We start from the raw sequence: 21,311 nt of genomic DNA, 5'->3' as shown, positions 1-21,311 counted from the left end.
GCTCGGTGTAGCCGGTGGGAATTCGGGGTCCGAGTGTCCATGAAAATACATGGCGCCCGAGCCTGAATCTTGTAGGCCGAACAGCCTACAACTATTGCCGTTCGTCCCCTAAAGATCCCACCTGTCTGACCGATAGCCTACTGACCTCCTTGGCAAACTAGGAGACATAACCGGAGAACCGGTTAATGAGAAGCACTGGGGAACTAGGGGTCGCGGGGGGCGATGGCGGGCTGCCATCGCACAGCGTTGATCGGGCTGGATCAGCGTGACGCGTGTTCGTCGGTGCCCAAATTGTCCGCGCACGGGGACACGGAGATGGTCGCTGCGCGCATAGGAGTTCATCATGCCCGCACACAGACTGTCCACATCACAGGGAATCACTAGAACTGCTCGCTCGGTGCGGCGTTTTTTCACTCCCCGGGCAACCATGACGGCCGACGGGGAGCGCGTGCCGCTGGGTCGGCCGCGGCATCGGGCCTCCGCTCAGGGTGATGTGGCCCTGGAACACGAAGGCATCAACCGCCGGACCGCACTCGCAGCGGTGGGTGTTGCCGGCGGCGGGTGGACCTTGTCGGCCATGTTGAGTCCCGCTGAAGCCGCAGTTCGTGTGCCCGGTAATCCTGCGCCCGCGCTGCCCGCTGGGATGACGCCCTGGCTCGAAGTCTTCGCCAACTGGTCCGGGGAGACGCGCACCGCTCCCCTGTGGACCGTTGCACCCGCCACCGCCGATCAGGTGGTGGAACTAGCTCGCTGGGCGTCCGCCAACGGCTGGAAATTGCGGGCCCGCGGGTACCGACACAACTGGTCGCCGCTGAGCGTCGAGTCCGGCAGCACCCAGGAGACCCGTGTCCTCATGGTGGACACCGTCAAACACCTCAACACCATTACCGTTGATGCCGCCGCGAAGACCGTCACCGCGCAGGGCGGGGCCTCGCTCGAGGCAGTCCTGAACGCGGCCAACAGAAGCGGGTTGGGCATCATGCACCACCCCGCCCCCGGTGACATCACCGTTGGTGGCGCACTGGCCATCGGCGGGCACGGAACCGCGGTGCCGGCGTCGAACGAAACCCGCCCGGCCGGAGCCACATACGGTTCACTGTCCAATCTGGTGGTCTCCATGGAGGCCGTGGTGTGGGACGAGGCCGCCGGGGACTACGCGGTCCGCCGATTCGAGCGCACCGACCCGGACATCGCTCCGCTGCTCACCAATCTGGGGCGCACCATCGTGACGTCCGTCCAGTTGCGCGTGGCCCAGCTCGGCAACATGCGCTGCCGCAGTTACATCACCGTGCCCACCTGGGAACTGTTCGCCAAGCCCGGTTCGTGGGGTCGCACGGTGGACTCGTACCTGCGTTCGTGCGGGCGCATGGAAGTGATCCTGTTCCCCTTCACATCGTTCCCGTGGTTGAAGACCTGGCAGTTCAGCCGCTACAAGCCGCTGCTGTCCCGCTCGACCTCTTCGCCCTACAACTATGTGTTTTCGGACAATATCCCGCAGCAGATCTCGGACCTGTTCAAGAAGATCCAGACCGGTACTCCGGCGACTGCCACCCAGTTGGGCCCGCTCAGCAGAAGATCACGCGACCTCGCTCGCCACGTCATTCGTCTCCGACCTGTGGGGCGCACCCAAGAACTTGCAGTTGTACGTGCGTCCCAACACTCTCAAGGTCACGGCCAATGGCTATGCAATCCACTGCCGCCGCGCTGATGTGCAACGGGTGCTGTACGAGTTCCACAACTATTACAAGTCCAGCGTGAACAACTACGCCAAGCGGTGGCGGTTCCCCGTGAACGGTCCGCTCGAAATCCGTGTGACCGGCGTGGACAACCCCGCCGACGTGGAGATTCCCGGGGCCGTTACCCCCACGCTCTCCCCGTCTCGGCCGTTCGCAGATCACCCGGAATGGGACACCGTGGTGTGGTTGGACATCCTCACCTTCCCGGGCACCCCGTATTCCCTGCAGTTCTTCCAGGAATGCGAACAGTGATCATCAACAACTACGCCTCCTACGCCGGTGTGCGCATGGAATGGTCCAAAGGTTGGGGATACTCCGCGGAAGGCGCATGGCAGAACCAAGACATCCTGCGCAACCAGGTGCCCCGTTCCTACAACCAAGGACAACCGGCGGACCAGGGGTGGGAATCCGCGGTACGCACCCTGGAAAAACTGGATCCTTCGCGGATCTACTCCGCTCCCCTGCACGACCGGCTCATGCCACCGAGTGGCGTCTGAGTCGCGTTTGAGCGGACGCTGACCAGAACAGCGAACGAACCCCGGATCATCGTGTGATGATCCGGGGTTCGTTCTTGACGGAATGCTCACCGCGTCATTCCAGGTTCTGCGGTCCGAACGCATCCGGAAGGACCTGGTCCATGCTCCGCACACCGCTCACGGTCAGCAGTTCCATACCGGGTGCCCGGTGTTCGTAGAGCAGCTGACGGCACCGACCACACGGCATGAGAACTTCGCCATTGGCATCCACGCACACGAAAGCCGCGAGCTTGCCGCCTCCGGACATGTACAGGGCGGACACCAACGAGCACTCGGCACACAGGGTGACCCCGTACGAGGCGTTCTCGATGTTCGCGCCGGTGACCACGCGCCCGTCGTCCACGAGAGCCGCGGCACCCACCGCGTAGTTCGAGTACGGCGAGTACGAGTGTTGGAGCGCATCGGTGGCGGCTTGTTGCAAACTGCGCCAGGCGGCGTCGTCGATCATGGTTACTCCTTCACGTAAGGCTCGCCGGAAGCTGCGGGGCCGCGCGAGGCCCCGACCAGTCCGGCGACGGCCAGGATGGTCACGATGTAGGGCAGCATGGCCAGGAATTGGCTGGGAACGGACGTGCCCAGGAACGACAGGATCGATTCCAGGTTGGACGCGAAGCCGAACAGCAGCGACGCGAGCAGCGCGCCCACCGGGTTCCAGCGGCCGAAGATCAGCGCGGCCAGTGCGATATAGCCCGCGCCCGAGGTCATGTCGCGAGTGAAGGCGGAAACCGAAACCAGCGTGTAGAACGCGCCACCCAAACCGGCCACCGCACCACCCATGAGCACGTTGCGGACGCGCAGCGCGTTCACGGACACGCCCAGGGTGTCGGCGGCCTTGGGGTGCTCACCCACGGCGCGGGTACGCAGACCCCAGCGGGTGCGGTACAGCGCGTACCAGACGACCGCCACGGTCACGTACATGATGTAGCCGATGATCGATTGGTCGAAGAAGACCGGGCCGATCACGGGAATCTCGGACAGCACGGGAATCGTGATGTGCGGCAGGCGTGCCGGGGAGTTGAAGTCCGCCGCATTGGGCTGCAGCACGGTGGCGAAGATGAAGCCCGTGAGTCCCGAGACCAGAACGTTGAGCACCACGCCCACGATGACCTGGTTCACGCGGTACTTGATCGAGAAGATCGCCAGCACCAGCGAGACCATCATGGAGCCGATCACGGCGGCCAGCAGACCCACCCACACGTTGTTGGCGACCGTGGAGGCCACCGCCGCGGAGAAGGCACCGAACAGCAATTGCGCCTCGATCGCGATGTTCACCACGCCGGAACGCTCACACAGCAAACCACCCAGCGAGCCGAAGATCAGCGGCGTGGCCAGGGCGACCGAACCCGCGAGCAACGCGGTCACCGAGATGCTCGGGGTCTGCGCGGTACCCACGATCCACACGAGGAATCCGGTGACGAAGAAGAACCCGGCCAAGATCAAGGCCCAGCGGGGCAAGCTGCGCGCCCTGACCGCGGCGAACGCTGCGAGCGCGGCCAACGCCACGGTGACCACCCAGCCGTAGGCCGTGATCGGTACGGACAGATTGGGCAACTGAATGGCGTCACCGGAGTCGGAGAGTCGGAACTCCACGGAACCGCTCGCGGCATTCAGGGCGAAGAGGATCAGCGCCACCAGGGCCAGGATGGCCAATCCGATAGCGGGCCGGAAGGTGCGAACACCCACGGTCCGGTTCGCGGCAGCGGTGGACAGTTCCTCCTGGGGCGCGTTCGAGGACTCGGGGGCCGAGGTCGTGGTACTCACGCTGCCACCTCCTTGCGACGGGACTTGAGTTTCAGCAGCGGGGGCAGCGCCACGAACAGCACGATCAGGGACTGCACGACCAGAACGATGTCGATGTTGGTTCCGGTCGAGGTCTGCATGGTCACGCCGCCCGCGCGGAACGCGCCGTAGAGAATGCCCGCGAAGAACGTGCCCCACGGCTTGGAGCGGCCCAACAGGGCCACGGTGATCGCGTCGAAACCGAACGACGCCGCGATGCCCACCGTGAGCGAGTGTTCCGTTCCGGCGATCTGCGCGGTACCGGCCAGGCCGGCCAGCATTCCGGCGATCAGCATGACCACCACGAAGCCCTTGGTCACGGAGATGCCCGCGGTGCGTGCGGCGCGCGGGTTGGCGCCCACGGCGCGCAGTTCGAAGCCGATGGTCGACCGGTTCAGCAGCCACGCCACGGCCACGGTCGCCGCGATGGCCACCACGAAGCCCCAGTGCAGCCGGAAACCATCACCCAGCAGCTTGGGGAACATCGCGGTTTCCGCAATGGGCGGGCTGATGGGGTTGGACGATCCCTCGCGCTGGAAGGTCGAAAGGGTCAGCAACCAGGACACCAGGTTGATCGCGATGTAGTTGAGCATGATGGTCAGGATGACCTCGTGGGCGCCGGTTCGTGCCTTGATCAGGCCGACGACGCCGCCCCAAATGGCACCTCCCAGCGCACCGGCCACGACGACCACCAGCAGGTGCAGACCCACGGGCAGCTGCCACGCGAAGCCCACGTAGCCCGCCAGGGTGGCACCGATGAGGATCTGGCCCTGCGCACCGATGTTGAACAAGCCGGTGCGGAAGGCCAGTGCAACACCCAGACCCGCGAGGATCAAGGGCGTCGCCACAGTCAATGTTTCGGTCAGCGGATACAACTTGCCGGCCAGACCGCTGCCATCGGGGTTGTACACGGCACCGTGGAACATGGCGATGTACGCGCTGGAGGCGGCGTCCCACATGGCGGTGAGGGTGTCCCCCGGCCGCGCGAAGAAGTAGCTTGCCGATTCGCGCACCGTTTCATCGGTGGCCGCGATCAGCAGGCCTCCCAGTAGGAGTGCGGCCAGAACGGCCAGCACCGACTGCAGCGTGGAGCCCAGCAGTGAACGGCGGAAGTCATCCGGATTCAGTTCGACCGGTGAGGGTGCTGAGACCTGATTCGATTCCGGAGAGGTGGTCGTGGCGCTCATGCCGTGTGCGTCCCCTCGTGTTGGTGATGGTCTTGGCTGTCGTCCCAGGCGCGGGCGGGAGGACCTCTTCCGCCGTTTCACCGGCCATCATGCGGCCCAACGTTTCTCTGGGGGTGTCCGGGGGCACGATGCCCATGAGCTTGCCGTGGAAGAACACGGCGATCCGGTCCGCGAGCGCGTACACCTCGTCCAGTTCGGTGGACACGATGATCACGGGCACGCCCTTGTCACGTTCGGCCACAATGCGCTTGTGAATGAATTCGATGGAACCCACGTCCACGCCGCGCGTGGGCTGCGAGGCGACGAACAGTTTGAGCGGTCGGGACAGCTCTCTGGCGATGACCACTTTCTGCTGGTTGCCGCCGGACAGCGTGGACACCGGGGCATCCACCGAACCGGCACGGATGTCGTAGCTGTCCACGGCCTGCTGCGCATTCTCACGCATGGCGCCGAGCTTCAGAGACGGTCCGGACGCGAATTCGCGGTCCTTGTAACGATCCAGGACGAGGTTCTCGGAGACGGAGAAGGGACCCACGAGGCCCTCGGTCGAGCGGTCCTCGGGAACGAATCCGACGCCGGCCGACAGCACCTCGCGCACGCCCCGCCCGGCCAGTTCCTGGCCCTCGAGCTTGATGGACCCGGTGACGTGGTCGGCAAGACCCACGAGGGCTTCGGTAAGTTCCGTCTGGCCGTTGCCCTGCACACCCGCCACGGCCAGGATCTCGCCGGGCGCCACGGAGAAGGACACGTTGTCGACCAGCACCACACCGTTCGCCCCCACCACGGTGAGGTCTTCGACCTCGAGGGCGGAGCCGATGGCGTGGGCGGGTTCCTTGTCCACGGTCAGCGAGACATCGCGGCCCACCATCAGAGCGGCCAGCTGATCGGTGGACGTCCCGGGGCCGACCTGGCCCTCCACCTTGCCGCGGCGGATCACGGTGATGACGTCCGAAACGGCTTTGACCTCGCGCAGCTTGTGGGAGATAAAGACGATGGACGTGCCGTCGTCACGCAACTGTCGCATGATGTTGAGCAGCTCGTCGGTTTCCTTGGGGGTGAGCACGGCGGTGGGCTCGTCGAGAATGAGCACCTCCGCCTCACGCACCAAGGCTTTGATGATCTCCACGCGCTGCTGGACACCCACGGGAAGATCCTCGACGATCGCGTCCGGGTCCACCTGGAACCCATACTGGTCCGAAATCTCACGGATTTTACGGCGGGTGGTGTTCAGATCCAGTCCCACGCCCTTGGTGGCCTCGTTACCGAGGGCCACGTTCTCGGCCACGGTGAACACCGGGACCAACATGAAGTGCTGGTGCACCATGCCGATCCCGGCAGCCATGGCGTCACCAGGGCCGGAGAACGTCACGGGCTTGCCGTCGATCTCGATGCTGCCGGAGGTCGGTTCGTACAACCCGTACAGCACGTTCATGAGGGTGGACTTGCCCGCGCCGTTCTCCCCGAGCAGGCAGTGGATCTGGTGCGGCTCAACCGTCAGATTCACATTCTGGTTGGCCGTGAAACCGCCGAACTTCTTGGTGATGTCACGTAGCTCTAACTTCACAGATTCACTCCTGCCCGGGGGCGGTGACTACTTACGCCTTGGGCGCGTTCTCGGATTCGACCTTGACCTTGCCGTCAATGATGTCCTGCTTCAACTGCTGGACCTCACCGTCGAGCTCTTCGCTCACGGAATCCTGCTGATCGTGGTACGGAGCAATGCCCACGCCACCGTTCTCCAGGGTGCCCACGTACAGGCTGTTGTCGAAGTTGCCGTCGACGCCTGGGTCACCACGTCCTCCACGGAGGTGGACATTTCCTTGAGCACGGACGTCAGGACGTATTCCTTACCGGTGTCCAAAGTCTCGTAGCCATCGGTGTCGGGCCAGATCAGCCGCACGTTGTCGCCGCCATTGTTGGCCTCGGACACGGCGTCCAGGGTGCCTGGGCTGCCTGGCCGGCCACGGGCAGGACCACGTCCGCGCCGTCGCCGATGAGGTTCTGGGTGACGGTCTTGGCGCGGGAGGAATCCTGGAACGAGGTCAGGAACGTGCCGTTCTGGGAATCCTTGTTCCAGCCCAGCACCTCCACGTTCTCGTCCTTCTGCTCGTTGTAGTAGTCCACACCGTCCGAGAAGCCGTCCATGAAGACGGTCACGGTCGGGATGTCCATGCCACCGTAGGTTGCAACCTTGCCGGTCTCGGAAGCACCCGCAGCCAGGTAACCGGCCAGGAACGCGGCCTCGGCCGTGTTGTAGACGATGGGCTTGACGTTGTCCGCTTCGATGGACTGGTCATCCACAATCGCGAAGTGCTTGTCCGGGTTCGCCTCGGCCACCTTCTTGGTGGTGTCAGCGAGCAGGAAGCCCACGGAGACCGTGAGGTCGCAGCCCTCCTGCGCCATAGCGGTCAGGTTAGGTTCGAACTCGGTCTCGGCCTGGGACTCCGCATCACGAACCGTAATCTCCAGCTTGTCCTCGACGGCCTTGAGGCCCTCGAAGGATGCCTGGTTGAACGAACGGTCCTGGAAGCCGCCGTCGTCGGAGACGATGCAGCCCTTGAAATCCTTGGCTTCGGCGTTGCCGCCGTTGGATTCTTCCGGCGCCTGGCCACAGCCGGCGAGTACGAGGCCGGCCGCGCCGGTCAGTGCAATGGCGCTCAGTGCGCGCGAGTAACGAGGGGTCATCATTGTCCTCCGGTGATACGAGAGCAGGGGCTCTCTGGATGGGGAGGCTACGGAAGTTACTCCCCGGAAACTTTAGAGAGTCTCAGTGTAGCCACGGGATCACTCGACGAGTGCCGAGTCCGCTGTGTCGTGGAGTTCTCGCACGCGCAGACGAATGGCTCGCAGCGCGGTGGAGGCCATCACTTGAACTCCGCAGCTGATGGCCTCTTCCTGCGGAGCGTAGTCGGACTGGTGCAGGTCGTAGGTGCGACCGCCGGGAGCCTGGTACCCAAACGCATCATGGCGCCGGGGACGTGTTGCAGGAACCACGCGAAATCCTCGCCGCCCATGGACTGTTCCACGAGCATCACGCTGTCCTCACCCAGCTCGGCGCGGGCGGCGATCTCCAGCAGAGTGGTTTCGGTTTCCCCGTTGACCACCGGGGGCACTCCCCTGATGTGTTCGAGGTCTACGGTCACCCCGTACGGGCGGCCACCTGTTCGACCACTTCGTCCAGCAGGCCACCGGCCTGGTGCCAGGCCTCGGCGTCGAGGCAGCGCATGGTCCCGGCCATGAAACCGGACACGGGAATCGCATTGGGGGCAACACCGGCGTGGAACTGGCCCCACACCACGGCCACGCCGGAACGCACGTCGATGCGGCGCGAGAGCACGGCGGGAACGTTCACGGCAATTTGACTCATCGCGTAGACGAGGTCTTCGGTCAGGTGCGGGCGCGAGGTGTGACCGCCGCGGCCCGACAGTTCGATCCGAACGGTGTCCGAGGCGGAGGTGATCGCGCCGATGCGCGTTCCCACGTGGCCCACGTCCACCTTGGGTTCGCAGTGCAGCGCGAACATGCGAGGTACACCGTCCAGCACGTTCTGATCGATGATGGTCAGCGCACCGCCGGGAAGCTTTTCCTCAGCGGGCTGGAACACCACGCGCACGGTTCCCGCGAACGGCGAGGAACGATGCAGATCAGCGAGCACCTGCGCCACGCCCACCATGATGGTCGTGTGGATGTCGTGACCGCACGCGTGCATCACGCCGTCGTTGACGGAGGCGTACGGCAGGCCGGTGTTCTCCTGGATGGGGAGGGCATCGATGTCCGCACGCAGGCCCACCATCACGGGACCCCGCCCCACATCCACGTAGCAGCCAGTCGCGGAGAAGCGCACGGGATTCAGGCCCACGGCCTCGAGCGCGGTGACAATGCGATCGGTGGTCCGGTACTCCTCGTACGAGAGCTCCGGATGCTTGTGGATGTCGCGCCGGAACGCAATCAGCCCGGGGAGGTAGTGCGACAGTAACGGCCCGATGGCCGGGGGGAGGCCGATGTCATCGGCGGACGGCAGCGGAAGATCCAACATGGGTTTCAGCGTACCGCTGTGGGCCCAATTGGGGCTGAGCAGCGCCGACAACTGTGTCATGGACTACAGGACGTCCGTATCGCCGTTCTTCTTGAGCGAGTTCACGGCATCCTTGACACGCTGAGCGTGTTCGGCGGTCGTGACCAGCAGGGCGTCCGGGGTGTCCACCACCACGATGTCCTGCACGCCGATCAGAGCGATCAGACGACCGGTGTCCGAGACCACGATGCCCGAGGACTCGTCCGAGAGCACTCGGTTGTTCTTGCCCAGGATCGCGACATCCGAGTCGCCGCTGGGATCCACCTGATTGAGCCGGTTGATCGCCGCAAAGTCCCCCACGTCTTCCCACGTGAAATCGCCGGGCACCATTGCGACGTCGCCGGCGGCTGCAGCGGGTTCGGCCACGGCGTAGTCGATGGCCGTCTTGGTCAGGGTGGGCCACACCTCGTCGACGACGGCGTCACGACGGTCCGTGTCCCAGGCGTCGGCAATCACGTCCAGACCGGCCGCCAATTCGGGCTCGCTCTTCCGCAGGTACTGCAGCATGAGTCCCACCGGGGCCACGAACATGCCGGCGTTCCATGTGTAGTTCCCGCTGGCCACGTACCGGCGCGCAGTGTCCTTGTCCGGCTTCTCCACGAACTGTTCCACGGTGAGCGCGTGCGGGGCTTGTCCAAGGCCCAGCGATTCCCCCGCCTTGATGTAGCCGAATCCGGTCGCCGGGGAGGACGGCGTGATGCCGATCGTCACGATGCGTCCAGTTGCGGCGGCCTCCACGGCCTCTTTAACACTGTTTGGAACGTCTCGGCCGGCTCCACCACGTGATCCGCGGCGAACGAGCCGATGATCGCGTCCGGATCACGGCGGGCGATGAGCGTGCACGCGAGACCGATGGCCGCGGCGGAATCCTTGGGAGAGGGTTCCAGCACCAGGTCATCACCGGTCAACTCGGGCAGTTGTTCCTGCACAGCACCGGCGTGGCTTCGCCCGGTGACCACCATGACCGGCCCCGCGGACAGTCCCGCGAGCCTGTCGTAGGTGGCGCGCAATAAAGAGGAGCCGGAACCGGTCAGGTCCAGCAGGAACTTGGGAGCATCCGCTCGGGAGAGCGGCCACAGCCGCGACCCCACACCTCCGGCGGGGATGAACGGATGGAAACGTTGCAATGGCGAAGTCACGAGCGCCAGTTTACGGCCCACCCGGCGCGGTCGTGGACATCTCCCGTGATCACGTGCGTGGCCTGTGTTGTGGACGGGATGATTCATGCCCCGCCACGGCGGTTAATTTGAGCACACAAACATGCCGTAATTGCCCGGAATTTCGCCTCGGTGCAGTTAGCGACACGTTGTCAGGAATTCCCTCACAGGCTGGTATCTTTGGATCGAAATAGCGCATCATCCATGACAGAGCCAGCCAGGGCTCCGCTTAAGCCGTGTAGCAGCGCGAATCCCGTTTTTTAGTTCAAACCAGTGCGCACGACGACGAGCGACACAGGGAGGTTATTCCGTGGCGAACTCATCCAGGGGCACCCTTTACCGCGGCCAGTACGGCATGTGGTCTTGGGTTGCCCACCGTATTACCGGCGTGGCCATCTTCTTCTTCTTGTTGGTCCACGTCCTTGACACCGCTTTGGTCCGGGTATCCCCCGAGGCTTACAACGCGGTGATGGCAACCTACAAGAACCCCATCATGGGCCTTGGCGAGGCGGGGCTCGTAGCAGCCATCGTTTACCACGCCTTCAACGGCCTGAGAATCATCCTGATCGACTTCTGGAAGGGCGGCACCAAGAACCAGAAGGGCCTGCTCTGGGGCGTTATCGCTCTGTGGGTCATCGTCATGATTCCGTTCCTCATCCGCCACCTGTCGATCGTATTCGGAGGCTGATTCCGTGAGCACACCTCTCAAGACCAAAATCCAGGTCCCCCGTAGCCGGGACCTCGAGGTGAACGGCGTCAAGTACAACCGTTCCGGTTCCTCCCGCAGCAACTTCGAGATGCTCGCGTGGCTGTTCATGCGCTTGTCCGGCATCATGCTGGTCGTTCTGGTGTTCGGTCACCTGTTCGTGAACCTGATGGTCGGCGAAGGCGTTCACGCCATCGACTTCGGTTTCGTGGGTGGCAAGTGGGCCAATCCGTTCTGGCAGGTCTGGGACCTGGTCATGCTCTGGCTGGCCATGCTCCACGGCACCAACGGTGTTCGCACCATCATCGACGACTACGCCGAGCGTAGCGGCACCCGTTTCTGGCTGAAGGTCCTGCTGTTCTTGGCATCGGGCTTCGTCATTCTGCTGGGCACCCTGGTGATCTTCACCTTCGATCCCTGCCCCGCCGGTGCCGATCCGGAGCTGCTGGCTTCCTTCTGCCACACCGTGTGATGACTCGGGCGGCGGAGCCTCTGGCTTCGCCGCTTGATCCATTGATCGCTCGGAACGGGCACGTTCACTTCACTTACTCATCCACATAGAAAGAGCATCTGGTATGCAGGTTCACAAGTACGATGTGGTTATCGTCGGCGCCGGTGGCGCCGGCATGCGCGCCGCCATTGAATCCGGCCAGCGCGCCCGCACTGCCGTACTGACCAAGCTCTACCCCACCCGGTCACACACCGGCGCAGCCAGGGTGGCATGTGCGCGGCTCTGGCCAACGTCGAAGAAGACAACTGGGAATGGCACACGTTCGACACCGTCAAGGGTGGCGACTACCTGGTCGATCAGGACGCCGCCGAGGTCATGGCCAAGGAGGCCATTGACGCGGTTCTCGACCTCGAGAAGATGGGCTTGCCGTTCAACCGCACGCCCGAGGGCAAGATCGACCAGCGTCGTTTCGGTGGTCACACCCGCGACCACGGTAAGAACCCCGTCCGCCGTGCGTGCTACGCCGCTGACCGTACCGGTCACATGATTTTGCAGACGCTCTACCAGAACTGCATCAAACACAACGTGGAGTTCTACAACGAGTACTACGTGCTCGATCTGATCATGGTGGACACCCCCGAGGGCCGTCGCCCCGCCGGTGTGGTCTCCTACGACCTGGCCACCGGCGAGCTGCACGTGTTCCAGGCCAAGTCCGTGATCTTCGCCTCCGGCGGCGCGGGCAAGGTCTTCAAGACCACGTCCAACGCTCACACCCTGACCGGTGACGGCATGGCCATCGCGTTCCGTGCGGGTCTGCCGCTGGAGGACATGGAGTTCGTCCAGTTCCACCCGACCGGCCTGGCAGGCCTGGGCATTCTGGTGTCCGAGGCGGCTCGTGGCGAGGGTGGCATCCTGCGTAACTCCGATGGTGAGCGCTTCATGGAGCGTTACGCACCCACCATCAAGGACCTCGCACCTCGTGACATCGTTGCCCGTTCCATGGCCAACGAGGTCCGTGAGGGTCGCGGTTGCGGTCCCAACAAGGATTACGTCCTGTTGGACCTCACCCACCTGGAGCCGGCTCACATCGATGCCAAGCTCCCGGACATCACCGAGTTCGCTCGTACGTACCTGGGTGTCGAGCCATACACCGAGCCCGTTCCCGTGTTCCCCACCGCGCACTACTGCATGGGTGGTATCCCCACGGACATCAAGGGCGAGGTCTTCCAGGACTCCGAGACCACCGTTCCCGGTCTGTACGCAGCCGGCGAGGTTGCTGCGTGTCCGTTCACGGCTCCAACCGCTTGGGCACCAACTCGCTGCTGGACATCAACGTGTTCGGTAAGCGCGCTGGTATCTACGCCGCCGAGTACGCTCGCGACGCAGAGTTCCTGCCGATCCCGGACAACGCCGCCGAGCGCACCGAGGCACTCCTCGACAACGCGCGCAGCGGCCATGGCACCGAGAAGGTCGGCGCCATCCGCAAGGATCTGCAGGACACCATGGATCTGAACATGCAGGTGTTCCGTACCGCAGAAACCATTGAGCAGTGCCTTGCTGACATTGCCGCTCTGGAAGAGCGTTACGCCAACATCTCCATCCAGGACCAGGGCAAGCGATTCAACCTGGACCTGCTGGAAGCCGTGGAGTTGGGCTTCCTGCTGCAGTTGGCCAAGGTCATGTCCGTGGCCGCCCTGCACCGCGAGGAATCGCGCGGCGGTCACTTCCGCGAGGACTTCCCCGACCGTGATGACGAGAAGTTCATGCTTCACTCCATGGTCTACGAAGATCCCTCCTCGCCCACGGCCGGTATCCGCCAGGAGACCAAGCCCGTGATCTTTACCCGTTACGAGCCGATGGAGCGTAAGTACTAATGTCCACTGCAGTAACTGAGAACGAAAACGAGAACCAGGACGTTCAGCAGGATTCTTCTGCTGAAGAGATCCCCACGTACGACGTCACCCTCAAGGTGCGTCGCTACGATCCCGAATTCAGCGAGGAAGCCCACTGGGACGAGTGGCAGCTGACCATGTACGGCACCGACCGCGTGTTGGATGCCCTGCACAAGGTCAAGTGGGAGTTGGACGGTTCGCTGTCCTTCCGCCGCTCGTGCGCACACGGCGTGTGCGGTTCCGATGCCATGCGCATCAACGGCCGCAACCGTCTCGCGTGCAAGACCCTGCTGAAGGACTTGGATCTGAACAAGCCCATCTTGGTGGAGCCCATCAAGGGTCTTCCGTGCGAGAAGGACCTGATCGTGGACATGGAGCCCTTCTTCCAGTCCTACCGCGAGATCATGCCGTTCCTGGTGAACGACGATCACGAGCCCACGTACGAGCGTTACCAGTCCCAGGAGGACCGCGAGCGCTTCGATGACACCACCAAGTGCATCTTGTGTGCGGCCTGCACCTCGTCCTGCCCGATCTTCTGGACCGACGGCCAGTACTTCGGCCCCGCAGCGATCGTGAATGCTCACCGCTTCATCTTCGACTCGCGTGACCAGGCCGGCGACATGCGTCTGGAGATCCTCAACGACAAGGAAGGCGTGTGGCGTTGCCGCACCACCTTCAACTGCACCGAAGCATGCCCCCGTGGCATCCAGGTGACCAAGGCCATCGCCGAGGTCAAGAAGGCGGTCTTCGCCAGCGCCCTGTAAGCAATGGTCAGTGAAGCGGCCCGGATCCATTCGGATCCGGGCCGCTTTTCTGTGCGCAGAAGGAACTCAGAGGGTCACAATCCCAACATGTGGGGGAGCCGCTCTCCCCTCTCATCGGGCTTGGTGCGTTGTCTTGCGAGCGCGCCGAGCAGCACCAGAACTGCGAACACAGCGAGAAGGATCATGCCGGCAGCCAGTGCCACCCATCCCCCGCTGTCGCCACTGCCGGTCAAGACACCGAAGGCCTTGGAAAAGGTTTCCGGAATGTGGATGTCCCAGACATCGACATCGAGGGTTTCCATGCCCACGGCCACAAGGGCGCTTGCGGGCATGGTGATCAGCAAGCATGCCCCAACAAGGGCCGCGGTGAGCCGAGCTGCGGGAGATGCCGTCTTGTCGGGGTTTTCCCGACCGGTCAGGAGCGCCTTGGGGTCACGCACCGCGAGGAAGGGTGCCCCAATGGTCATGAATCCGAAGATCCATCCCACACCGTAGATGGCTATTGCCGTGGTGGTGACGAACATGAACGGGTCTCCCGATCCCCACAAGTAGTGCGGTGACCACGCAGCGGGATCTTCAGGGGGAAGCGCGAGCGCGGTAGCCAGGCCGCTGATAATCGACACCGGTAAAAGTGGTACGGCAACTTGGACGACCATGCGCCAAGGTAAGGTCATCTCCGTCTTGACGATTCCTGAACGAGCCCCGTACCAAACACCGGTCACCGCGGGTCCCAGCAAGGGTGCATAGGTGAGCCAGGAATCAAGATCGTGATCCGGCGTCATCTCCGCCGTACCAACCCAGGAGACGATGGCCGTGGCCACTAGGAAGACCACACCGTGCCAGGACAGCACCTCGGCCGTTTGCTTCAAGAACGTCACAACACCCTCCGTTCGGTGACACTCGCCACGCTACCGGAGACGCTCGATGGCCGGAACACAGTCGGCTCTCAAGCCGAACGCAGCATTGGACTCCACCCGACCGTGTGGGCGCTTACGAATTCGGACGGTAGGCACTGCTGCCCTCACGGCTCGCGAGGCTCTCAGCGGCGTGCTCCGCAGGCTCCGAAGCGCCGTACGGTTCCAGCCCGCGCGAGGCGGTCGGCAAGGACGACGCCGCCACCACGGTCACCGCCCGCGTCTCCCGTTCGGGTTGTGCTCGCGCGCCGCGAATGTCGGCTTGTACTACGGCACCCGCAGCCGCCGCGATGAGCAGGATCTGTCCGTACAGGTTGAACCACAACAGCACACCGACCAGCACGGCAAAAGAGAAGAGATAGGGGTTGTTGGTGGTGCGGGCAATGATCTCGCCGCCGGCAAAGCGCAACAGCTGCGAACCGATCGCTCCGACCAGAACGGTGACCAGCAGAGCCTTGCGGTGCAGCTTGAGCTGGGAAACACCCCGGACCAGTGTGAAGCTCATGAGCAGATCGACCAGGAAACCCAGACCGATAGCGAGAAGCACATTGAGGCCACTGTCCAACCATTCCTGCGGTTGGATCCACCCGGTGCTCTCCAGCCAGCGCGTCACGGACTCCACGGCACCGGAGGCGAACACGCTGATGGCCGCCGAAGACAGCAGAAGAATACCGATCACCGCCAGCCATGCCAGATCTCGCGGCACCGCCGCGATGGGCATTCCCGGAGCCGGGGGCAGTTCGAACAGGCGACGGGTGGCCAGGCGGATGCCCGCGATCCACCGCCACGCGGTGAAGACCAGCACGCCGGCCGCAATGCCCGAGGCCACGGTGAACGGCGCGGTGTTCTGCAGGAGGCTGAGGGGTATCACTCCCCCTTGGCCGTCGCCCACGTCCAGCAGCCCTGGAATGGCCTGACCAATGCTCTGCACGAGTGACTGCTGCAGCGCGGAGTCTCGGCCCAGGAACATGCCCAGCAACGAGAATCCGATGACGGACAAGGCCGTGGACGCGAAGAGCAGCTGATACGCCAGTCCCGCGGCCATGAGCGGTCCGCCGTGGAACATGTAGTGCGTGATGATCCTGGCGGGGAAGAGCGACATGAGCCGCGCGAAGGCCCACCCGACCAGCGCGCCCAGCCGTTGACCCAGTGGTGCATCATCGGCGGCGAGTTGCTGACGTACCCGGGCGAGTCTCCGGTGTTCCGCGGTGAGCCCACGCCGGTCGGTGATCGGAGGGACCACCGGTGGCGGAGCGTTATCAGGCGCGGCCATCACCGGCGAACGCAATGCGTTCGCGTACGTGCCATTGGCCGTTCTCGTCGCCCTCGTAGAGGTCGATGTGATCCACCAGGAAGGAGGCCCGATAGGTGCGTAAGGTCTGCTCAGCGCGGTCCAGGAACTCGTCCGGAACCGCATGAGCCAGCGTCACGTGGGGGTGGAACTCGAAGGGTGAGGCGGAAACCATGTCCGCGTCGTTGAGGCGGTTGTGCAGCGCCACGCAGTCGTCGTAGCCCTTGTCGATGCGCAGGAACACCACGGGCGTGACGGGCCGGAAGGTGCCGGTCCCGTTGATCTCCACGTGGAAGGGCTTCCAACCGCTCACCACGGAGCGCACGTGATCGACCAGCTCTTCCCAACGGTCCTCGCGCGCGGCGATCATGAGCGTGATGTGCGCGGGAACGCTACCGGCCACCGGGTCGCCGAAGGAGGCACGCCAGTCCTGGAGCTCCTTGCCCATGGGTTCGGGCAACTCGATGACCACACCCGCGTAAACCTGCCCCGGCTTGACCGTGGGTGAACTGTGTTGGTTTTTCACTGGGCCTCCTCGCCTCACGCGAGTTTCAGCCTAGTCGAGGCCCCCATGGGATCACACACCCGGCAGGAAGCCCATGCGGTCGTAGACCGCCTTGATGGTTTCCGAGGTCATCTCACGGGCCTTCTCCGCGCCCCGGGCCAGGAGCCGGTCCAGCTCGGCCGGGTCGTCCAGCAGCTGCTGGGCGCGCTGCTGGATCGGGTCCAGAGTCTCGGTGACGACCTCCGCGAGTCCGACCTTCAGATGGCCGTACATCTTGCCCTCGTACTGCTCCACGATCGACTCGATCGGATCACCGGTGAGCGAGGAGTAAATGGTCAGCAGGTTCGCAATACCCGGCTGCGCCTCACGATCAAAGCGGATCACGTTGCCGTCGTCGGTCACGGCGGACTTGATCTTCTTTGCGTTCTTCTTGGCCGGATCCAGCAGACGAACCAGACCGTTCTCGGATGCCGCGGACTTGGACATCTTGGCGGTGGGGTTCTGCAGATCGTAGACCTTGGCCGAGTTGGTCAAGATCTTGGCGTCGGGCACCACAAAGGTCTCCCCGAAGCGCGCGTTGAAGCGCTGGGCCAGGTTACGCGTGAGCTCCAGGTGCTGGCGCTGATCCTCGCCCACCGGAACCTGATTGGCCTGGTAGATCAGGATGTCCGCGGCCATCAGCACCGGGTAGGTGAACAACCCCACGGTGGTGTTGTCCGCGCCTGCTTGAGGGACTTGTCCTTGAACTGGGTCATCCGAGCGGCCTCGCCGTAACCGGTGATGCAGTTGAGCACCCACGACAACTGGGTGTGCTCGGGCACCTGCGACTGGATGAGCAGCGTGGAACGCTCCGGGTCGATACCGGCCGCGATGTACTGCGCGGCGGTCACGCGGGTGCGCTCGGCCATGGTGGCCGGGTCCTGCCCCGCGGTGATCGAGTGCAGATCCGCCACGAAGAACACGCAGTCGTTCTCATCTTGCATGGACACCCAGTTACGCAGCGCCCCCACATAGTTGCCCAGGTGCAGGGAATCCGCCGAGGGCTGCACACCGGACACCACGCGGGGCTTGGTCGTTACGGGGGTGGTCTGCTCGTTCACGAGTGTTGCTTCTTTCACCTAGTGCGAATCATTGTGTGTCACGGGCAACGACGCCGCTCGATCGGCTACGCGGCCAAGGTCACCGAGCGGCGTCGTCGCCGGAAAATTTCGAATCAGTCGAAGCTGTAGTCGACCACGAGCGGCGCGTGGTCCGAGAACCGCGTGTCGTAGCTCGCGGCGCGATCCACCGTGGCCGACTGCGCGCGGGACGCAAGCGCCGGGGTGGCCATGTGGTAGTCGATGCGCCAGCCGGCATCCGTGTCGAAGGCCTTGCCGCGGTAGGACCACCAGGTGTACGGGCCGGGCACCTCACCGGCCAGGGAACGGGCGACGTCCACGTAGCCGAGGTCACCGAAGAAGCGGTCGAAGTAGGCGCGTTCCTCGGGCAGGAACCCGGCGTTCTTGACGTTGCCCTTCCAATTCTTGATGTCCAGCTCGGTGTGGCCCACGTTGAGGTCGCCCACGATCAACGCGTGATCGCTGTGCTCGGTGAGCGCGGGCAGACGCTCGATCATGAGGTCCAGGAACTTGTACTTGTCGACCTGGCGCGGGGTGTCCACCTCACCGGAGTGCACGTATGCGGAGATCAATGTGAGGGTTTCGCCGTTGGGCAGGGTGAGGTCGTTCTCGACCCAGCGGCCGGAATCCGCGAAGTACTCGTCCCCGATCCCACCGCGAGTTGCCACAGGCAGCAGTGAGCCGTCGAAGGCGTCGCGGCGGGTAGCGATCGCAACACCGGCGCGCCCTTGGCCGCGGCCTCTGCGTGGTGGATGTGCCAGACGTCCTCGTCGAGCAGCTCGCGGGTGATCTTGTCCGGAGCTCGAACCTCCTGGAGGCACAGGAGATCCACGTTGCGGTCCTGAAGCCAGTCGGCCATCCCGCGCCGGTAGGCGGCGCGAATGCCGTTGACGTTGACAGTGGCAATGCGGACCGTGGACGCGGAATCAGCCATGAAAGATCAGTACCTCACTGTGCAGGGAATCGTCGAGAGACATCTCGCCGGGAAAAGTAAATGGGTGTTTCAGTCGACCACGGTACCGTCGACCGGCTTGGATGACTCCTTGAGGCTGTTGAGCCCGTTGGCCGCGGTCATGTCAATGGTTTCCAAAGCACGGCGTACGGTCTCCGCATCCGGATCGGTTTCGGCCAGTTGTTCCTTGACCACCTTGGACTGCACCAGAATGACCTGCATACCGTGGGCCAACTTCTGATCGCGCAGTGACTGACCGGATCCTGCGTCTCCACCGGCCACCGGTGCGCGACCGTGCTGCGAGTCGAATCGCTCCTGGGCCTGCTTTACCTGGTCACGACCGTAGCGGGCGGCCTTGCGAACCATGGAGAGCGCCCACACCGCCAGCATGAGCCAGCCCAGGGCAATACCGGCCAGGATCCAGCCGAGCACGGAGTTGGTGTTCGCCGCCTGCAGCAGTGCCACGGCAAAAATGATCACGAGAACCGCAAGCCCGATGATCGTGCCCCAGAGAGCTCCGCGAGTGCGCTTGGCGCTCTGCGGATCGACCGTGAACTGAGCTTGAGATGATCCAATCTGCTGCATGGGCACCATTGTCTCAAAGACCACCCCGGCGCACGAATCGAACGCCCGGCCACACGGGCCGGTCTCACCCTTTGGCGCGGCCCGTAGTTTCCGAGACGGTAATGGGGTATCAAGGATCGAGTGAGCAGCCCCATTTCAGCACCCGAGCCACTGACCCCGCGCGAGCGCAGCAAGATCCTGTGGGTCCTTCTGGTTCCCTTGTTCATGGCGCTGGTCAGTGTGTCCATCGTGAACGTGGCCCTACCCGCGATCCAGGCCGACCTGCACGCAAGTTCCTCCGCGTTGCAGTGGGTGCTCACCGGTTTCGCGCTGGCCTTCGGTGTACTGCTGGTAGCCAGCGGGCGGGCCGGGGACATCTTCGGCCGCCGCAAACTGTTCATGGCCGGCATCATTTTATTCGCGGTGGCGTCGCTCGTGTGCGGGCTGGCTCCCAACACCACGGTGTTGAACATCGGGCGCGTGGCTCAAGGGCTCGGTTCCGGTCTGATCAATCCGCAGAGCGTGGGCATGATCCAGCAGTATTTCCACGGACCGGCCCGCGCCAAGGCCTTCGGAATGCTCGGTGCGGTGGTTGGTGTTGCCGTGGCCATCGGTCCCGCGTTCGGTGGGTTCCTGATCGGCGCCCTCGGAGATGGCCCCGGTTGGCGCGCCACATTCCTCATCAACGTGCCCACGGCCGCGGTAGCTCTGCTGTTGGCCGCCCTGTGGCTACCGAGGCAGAAGCGAAAACCCGGTCGGGTGGACATGGACCCCGTGGGAGTCATCTTGTTCGGGCTGGGAATCCTGGCCCTGTTGTTCCCGTTCGTGGAATCCCGGCTGGGACCCCTCGTGTGGCTGTCCCTGCTGCTGGGCGCGCTGCTGCTGTTCGTATGGACCAGGTGGGAGGCTCGGTACAAGGCCCGCGGCAACGAACCCATGGTGGACCTGGACCTGTTCCGGATTGCGAGCTTCAGTTACGGCTCCGCCATGATCACCGTGTACTTCCTGGGCATGACCAGCGTGTGGGTCGTACTGGCCATGTACGTGCAGCAGGGGCTGGGCCGCACCGCGCTGGAAGCCGGCATGTTGAGCCTCCCGGCAGCGCTCATGTCCGCAGTGGTGGCGCCGCTGGCGGGGCGCGGGGTGCTGCGCTTCGGCCGCCTCGTCATCCTGGCCGGTATCGCGTGCGCCATGACGGGGCTGCTGACAACCATCGGTGTGGTGTACGGCGTGGTGCACTTCGACTGGAACATCTCGTGGCTCTACCTCACGCTACTGTTGGTGGGCGTGGGACAGGGTTCAGTGATGCCTCCCAACCAGACCCTGAGCTTCTCGGAAGTTCCCCTCAAGTTCGCGGGTGCGGCCGGTGGTGTGATGCAGACAGGACAGCGGGTAGGCACAGCGGTCGGTACGGCAGTGATCACGGCCGTCGCTTTCGGGGTGCTGGCGCGTTCCGACTGGGACACGGCCTTCACCATGAGCGTTCTCACCATCGTGGCCGTCCTGGTGATCGCATTCGTGATCGCTCTGCTCGACCACAGGCGCCCCAAACCACCTGGCCCCACCACCGGTCCGTTGCAGCAGATACCCGCAGAATAGGGTGCGTCACCAAACGCCGACGCCGCGCTGCCCAGTGGGCGGCGCGCGTCGCGTTTCGCGTGGTCCGGGATCGTTACGCGAGGAG

Annotated in this window: 14 protein-coding genes and 7 pseudogenes; 7 read left to right on the top strand and 14 right to left on the bottom strand. The window is 64.0% G+C overall.

All coding sequences use genetic code 11. The features are described 5' to 3' along the window. Nucleotides 1–343: 343 nt before the first annotated feature. Entirely contained in the window at nt 344–1,708 is a 1,365-nt protein-coding gene (locus YO9_RS0102760) for a cholesterol oxidase substrate-binding domain-containing protein (protein WP_262925552.1), read from the top strand. After that, nucleotides 1,635–2,233: pseudogene (locus YO9_RS21270) on the top strand (cholesterol oxidase substrate-binding domain-containing protein). Before YO9_RS0102760 ends, YO9_RS21270 begins: the two are co-directional and overlap by 74 nt. Nucleotides 2,234–2,327: 94 nt before the next feature. On the opposite strand, the gene YO9_RS0102755 reads toward YO9_RS21270, so the two are convergent. From YO9_RS0102755 to YO9_RS0102725, 8 genes and pseudogenes are all read right to left on the bottom strand, one after another. Further along, entirely contained in the window at nt 2,328–2,720 is a 393-nt protein-coding gene (locus tag YO9_RS0102755; RefSeq protein WP_016996143.1) for a cytidine deaminase, read from the bottom strand. 2 nt (nt 2,721–2,722) lie between these two features. After that, a complete protein-coding gene (locus YO9_RS0102750) occupies nt 2,723–4,033 on the bottom strand; it encodes an ABC transporter permease (protein ID WP_016996142.1) in 1,311 nt (436 codons plus the stop codon). Further along, complete coding sequence (locus tag YO9_RS0102745; protein WP_016996141.1) at nt 4,030–5,238, bottom strand: ABC transporter permease; 1,209 nt, start codon at nt 5,236–5,238, stop codon at nt 4,030–4,032. Before YO9_RS0102745 ends, YO9_RS0102750 begins: the two co-directional genes overlap by 4 nt. Next, nucleotides 5,165–6,802: an ABC transporter ATP-binding protein gene (locus tag YO9_RS0102740; RefSeq protein ID WP_016996140.1), complete on the bottom strand. Its 1,638-nt coding sequence runs from the start codon at nt 6,800–6,802 to the stop codon at nt 5,165–5,167. The genes YO9_RS0102745 and YO9_RS0102740 overlap by 74 nt, the downstream gene beginning before the upstream one ends. Nucleotides 6,803–6,833: 31 nt before the next feature. Then, nucleotides 6,834–7,923: pseudogene (locus YO9_RS0102735) on the bottom strand (BMP family lipoprotein). A gap of 179 nt (nt 7,924–8,102) precedes the next feature. After that, nucleotides 8,103–8,531 carry a M20/M25/M40 family metallo-hydrolase gene (locus YO9_RS21265; RefSeq protein WP_396350716.1) on the bottom strand — a complete coding sequence of 143 codons (429 nt, stop codon included), beginning with the start codon at nt 8,529–8,531 and terminating at the stop codon, nt 8,103–8,105. After that, nucleotides 8,444–9,274: pseudogene (locus YO9_RS0102730) on the bottom strand (amidohydrolase); the annotation flags it as partial. The pseudogene YO9_RS0102730 and the gene YO9_RS21265, both read right to left, overlap by 88 nt. A 63-nt stretch (nt 9,275–9,337) precedes the next feature. Further along, nucleotides 9,338–10,452, bottom strand: a pseudogene (locus tag YO9_RS0102725) (mannose-1-phosphate guanylyltransferase). Nucleotides 10,453–10,780: 328 nt separating this feature from the next. Between YO9_RS0102725 and sdhC the strand changes: the two are divergent. The 4 genes and pseudogenes from sdhC to YO9_RS0102705 all read left to right on the top strand — a co-directional run bounded on the left by sdhC (nt 10,781) and on the right by YO9_RS0102705 (nt 14,283). Beyond that, nucleotides 10,781–11,158, top strand: a complete 378-nt coding sequence (gene sdhC / locus YO9_RS0102720) for a succinate dehydrogenase, cytochrome b556 subunit (protein ID WP_016996138.1) — start codon at nt 10,781–10,783, stop codon at nt 11,156–11,158. Between the two features lie 4 nt (nt 11,159–11,162). Further along, a complete protein-coding gene (locus YO9_RS0102715; RefSeq protein WP_016996137.1) occupies nt 11,163–11,648 on the top strand; it encodes a succinate dehydrogenase hydrophobic membrane anchor subunit in 486 nt (161 codons plus the stop codon). Between the two features lie 103 nt (nt 11,649–11,751). Next, nucleotides 11,752–13,501: pseudogene (sdhA, locus tag YO9_RS0102710) on the top strand (succinate dehydrogenase flavoprotein subunit). After that, nucleotides 13,501–14,283, top strand: coding sequence for a succinate dehydrogenase iron-sulfur subunit (locus YO9_RS0102705; RefSeq protein ID WP_016996136.1), 783 nt, complete (start codon nt 13,501–13,503; stop codon nt 14,281–14,283). The pseudogene sdhA and the gene YO9_RS0102705 overlap by 1 nt, the downstream one beginning before the upstream one ends. 74 nt (nt 14,284–14,357) lie before the next feature. Here YO9_RS0102705 and YO9_RS0102700 read toward each other — a convergent pair whose 3' ends face one another. The 6 genes and pseudogenes from YO9_RS0102700 to YO9_RS0102675 all read right to left on the bottom strand — a co-directional run bounded on the left by YO9_RS0102700 (nt 14,358) and on the right by YO9_RS0102675 (nt 19,648). Next, nucleotides 14,358–15,161 carry a hypothetical protein gene (locus YO9_RS0102700; RefSeq protein ID WP_016996135.1) on the bottom strand — a complete coding sequence of 268 codons (804 nt, stop codon included), beginning with the start codon at nt 15,159–15,161 and terminating at the stop codon, nt 14,358–14,360. 112 nt (nt 15,162–15,273) lie between these two features. Continuing rightward, entirely contained in the window at nt 15,274–16,440 is a 1,167-nt protein-coding gene (locus YO9_RS0102695) for a YihY/virulence factor BrkB family protein (protein WP_223286006.1), read from the bottom strand. A gap of 16 nt (nt 16,441–16,456) precedes the next feature. After that, nucleotides 16,457–17,014: a 2'-5' RNA ligase family protein gene (locus YO9_RS0102690; protein ID WP_016996133.1), complete on the bottom strand. Its 558-nt coding sequence runs from the start codon at nt 17,012–17,014 to the stop codon at nt 16,457–16,459. A 51-nt stretch (nt 17,015–17,065) separates the two neighbouring features. Next, nucleotides 17,066–18,042, bottom strand: a pseudogene (gene trpS, locus YO9_RS0102685) (tryptophan--tRNA ligase). 164 nt (nt 18,043–18,206) lie between these two features. Then, nucleotides 18,207–18,970, bottom strand: a pseudogene (locus YO9_RS0102680) (exodeoxyribonuclease III). 144 nt (nt 18,971–19,114) lie between these two features. Next, nucleotides 19,115–19,648, bottom strand: a complete 534-nt coding sequence (locus tag YO9_RS0102675; RefSeq protein WP_223286005.1) for a hypothetical protein — start codon at nt 19,646–19,648, stop codon at nt 19,115–19,117. A 120-nt stretch (nt 19,649–19,768) separates the two neighbouring features. Between YO9_RS0102675 and YO9_RS0102670 the strand changes: the two genes are divergently transcribed. Beyond that, nucleotides 19,769–21,226, top strand: coding sequence for an MFS transporter (locus YO9_RS0102670; protein WP_016996130.1), 1,458 nt, complete (start codon nt 19,769–19,771; stop codon nt 21,224–21,226). Nucleotides 21,227–21,311: the final 85 nt, after the last annotated feature.

Origin of the sequence: Kocuria atrinae C3-8, assembly GCF_000286355.1 — a bacterium.
Classification (GTDB): domain Bacteria; phylum Actinomycetota; class Actinomycetes; order Actinomycetales; family Micrococcaceae; genus Kocuria; species Kocuria atrinae_A.
This window is presented reverse-complemented; position numbering and strand designations above follow the sequence as displayed.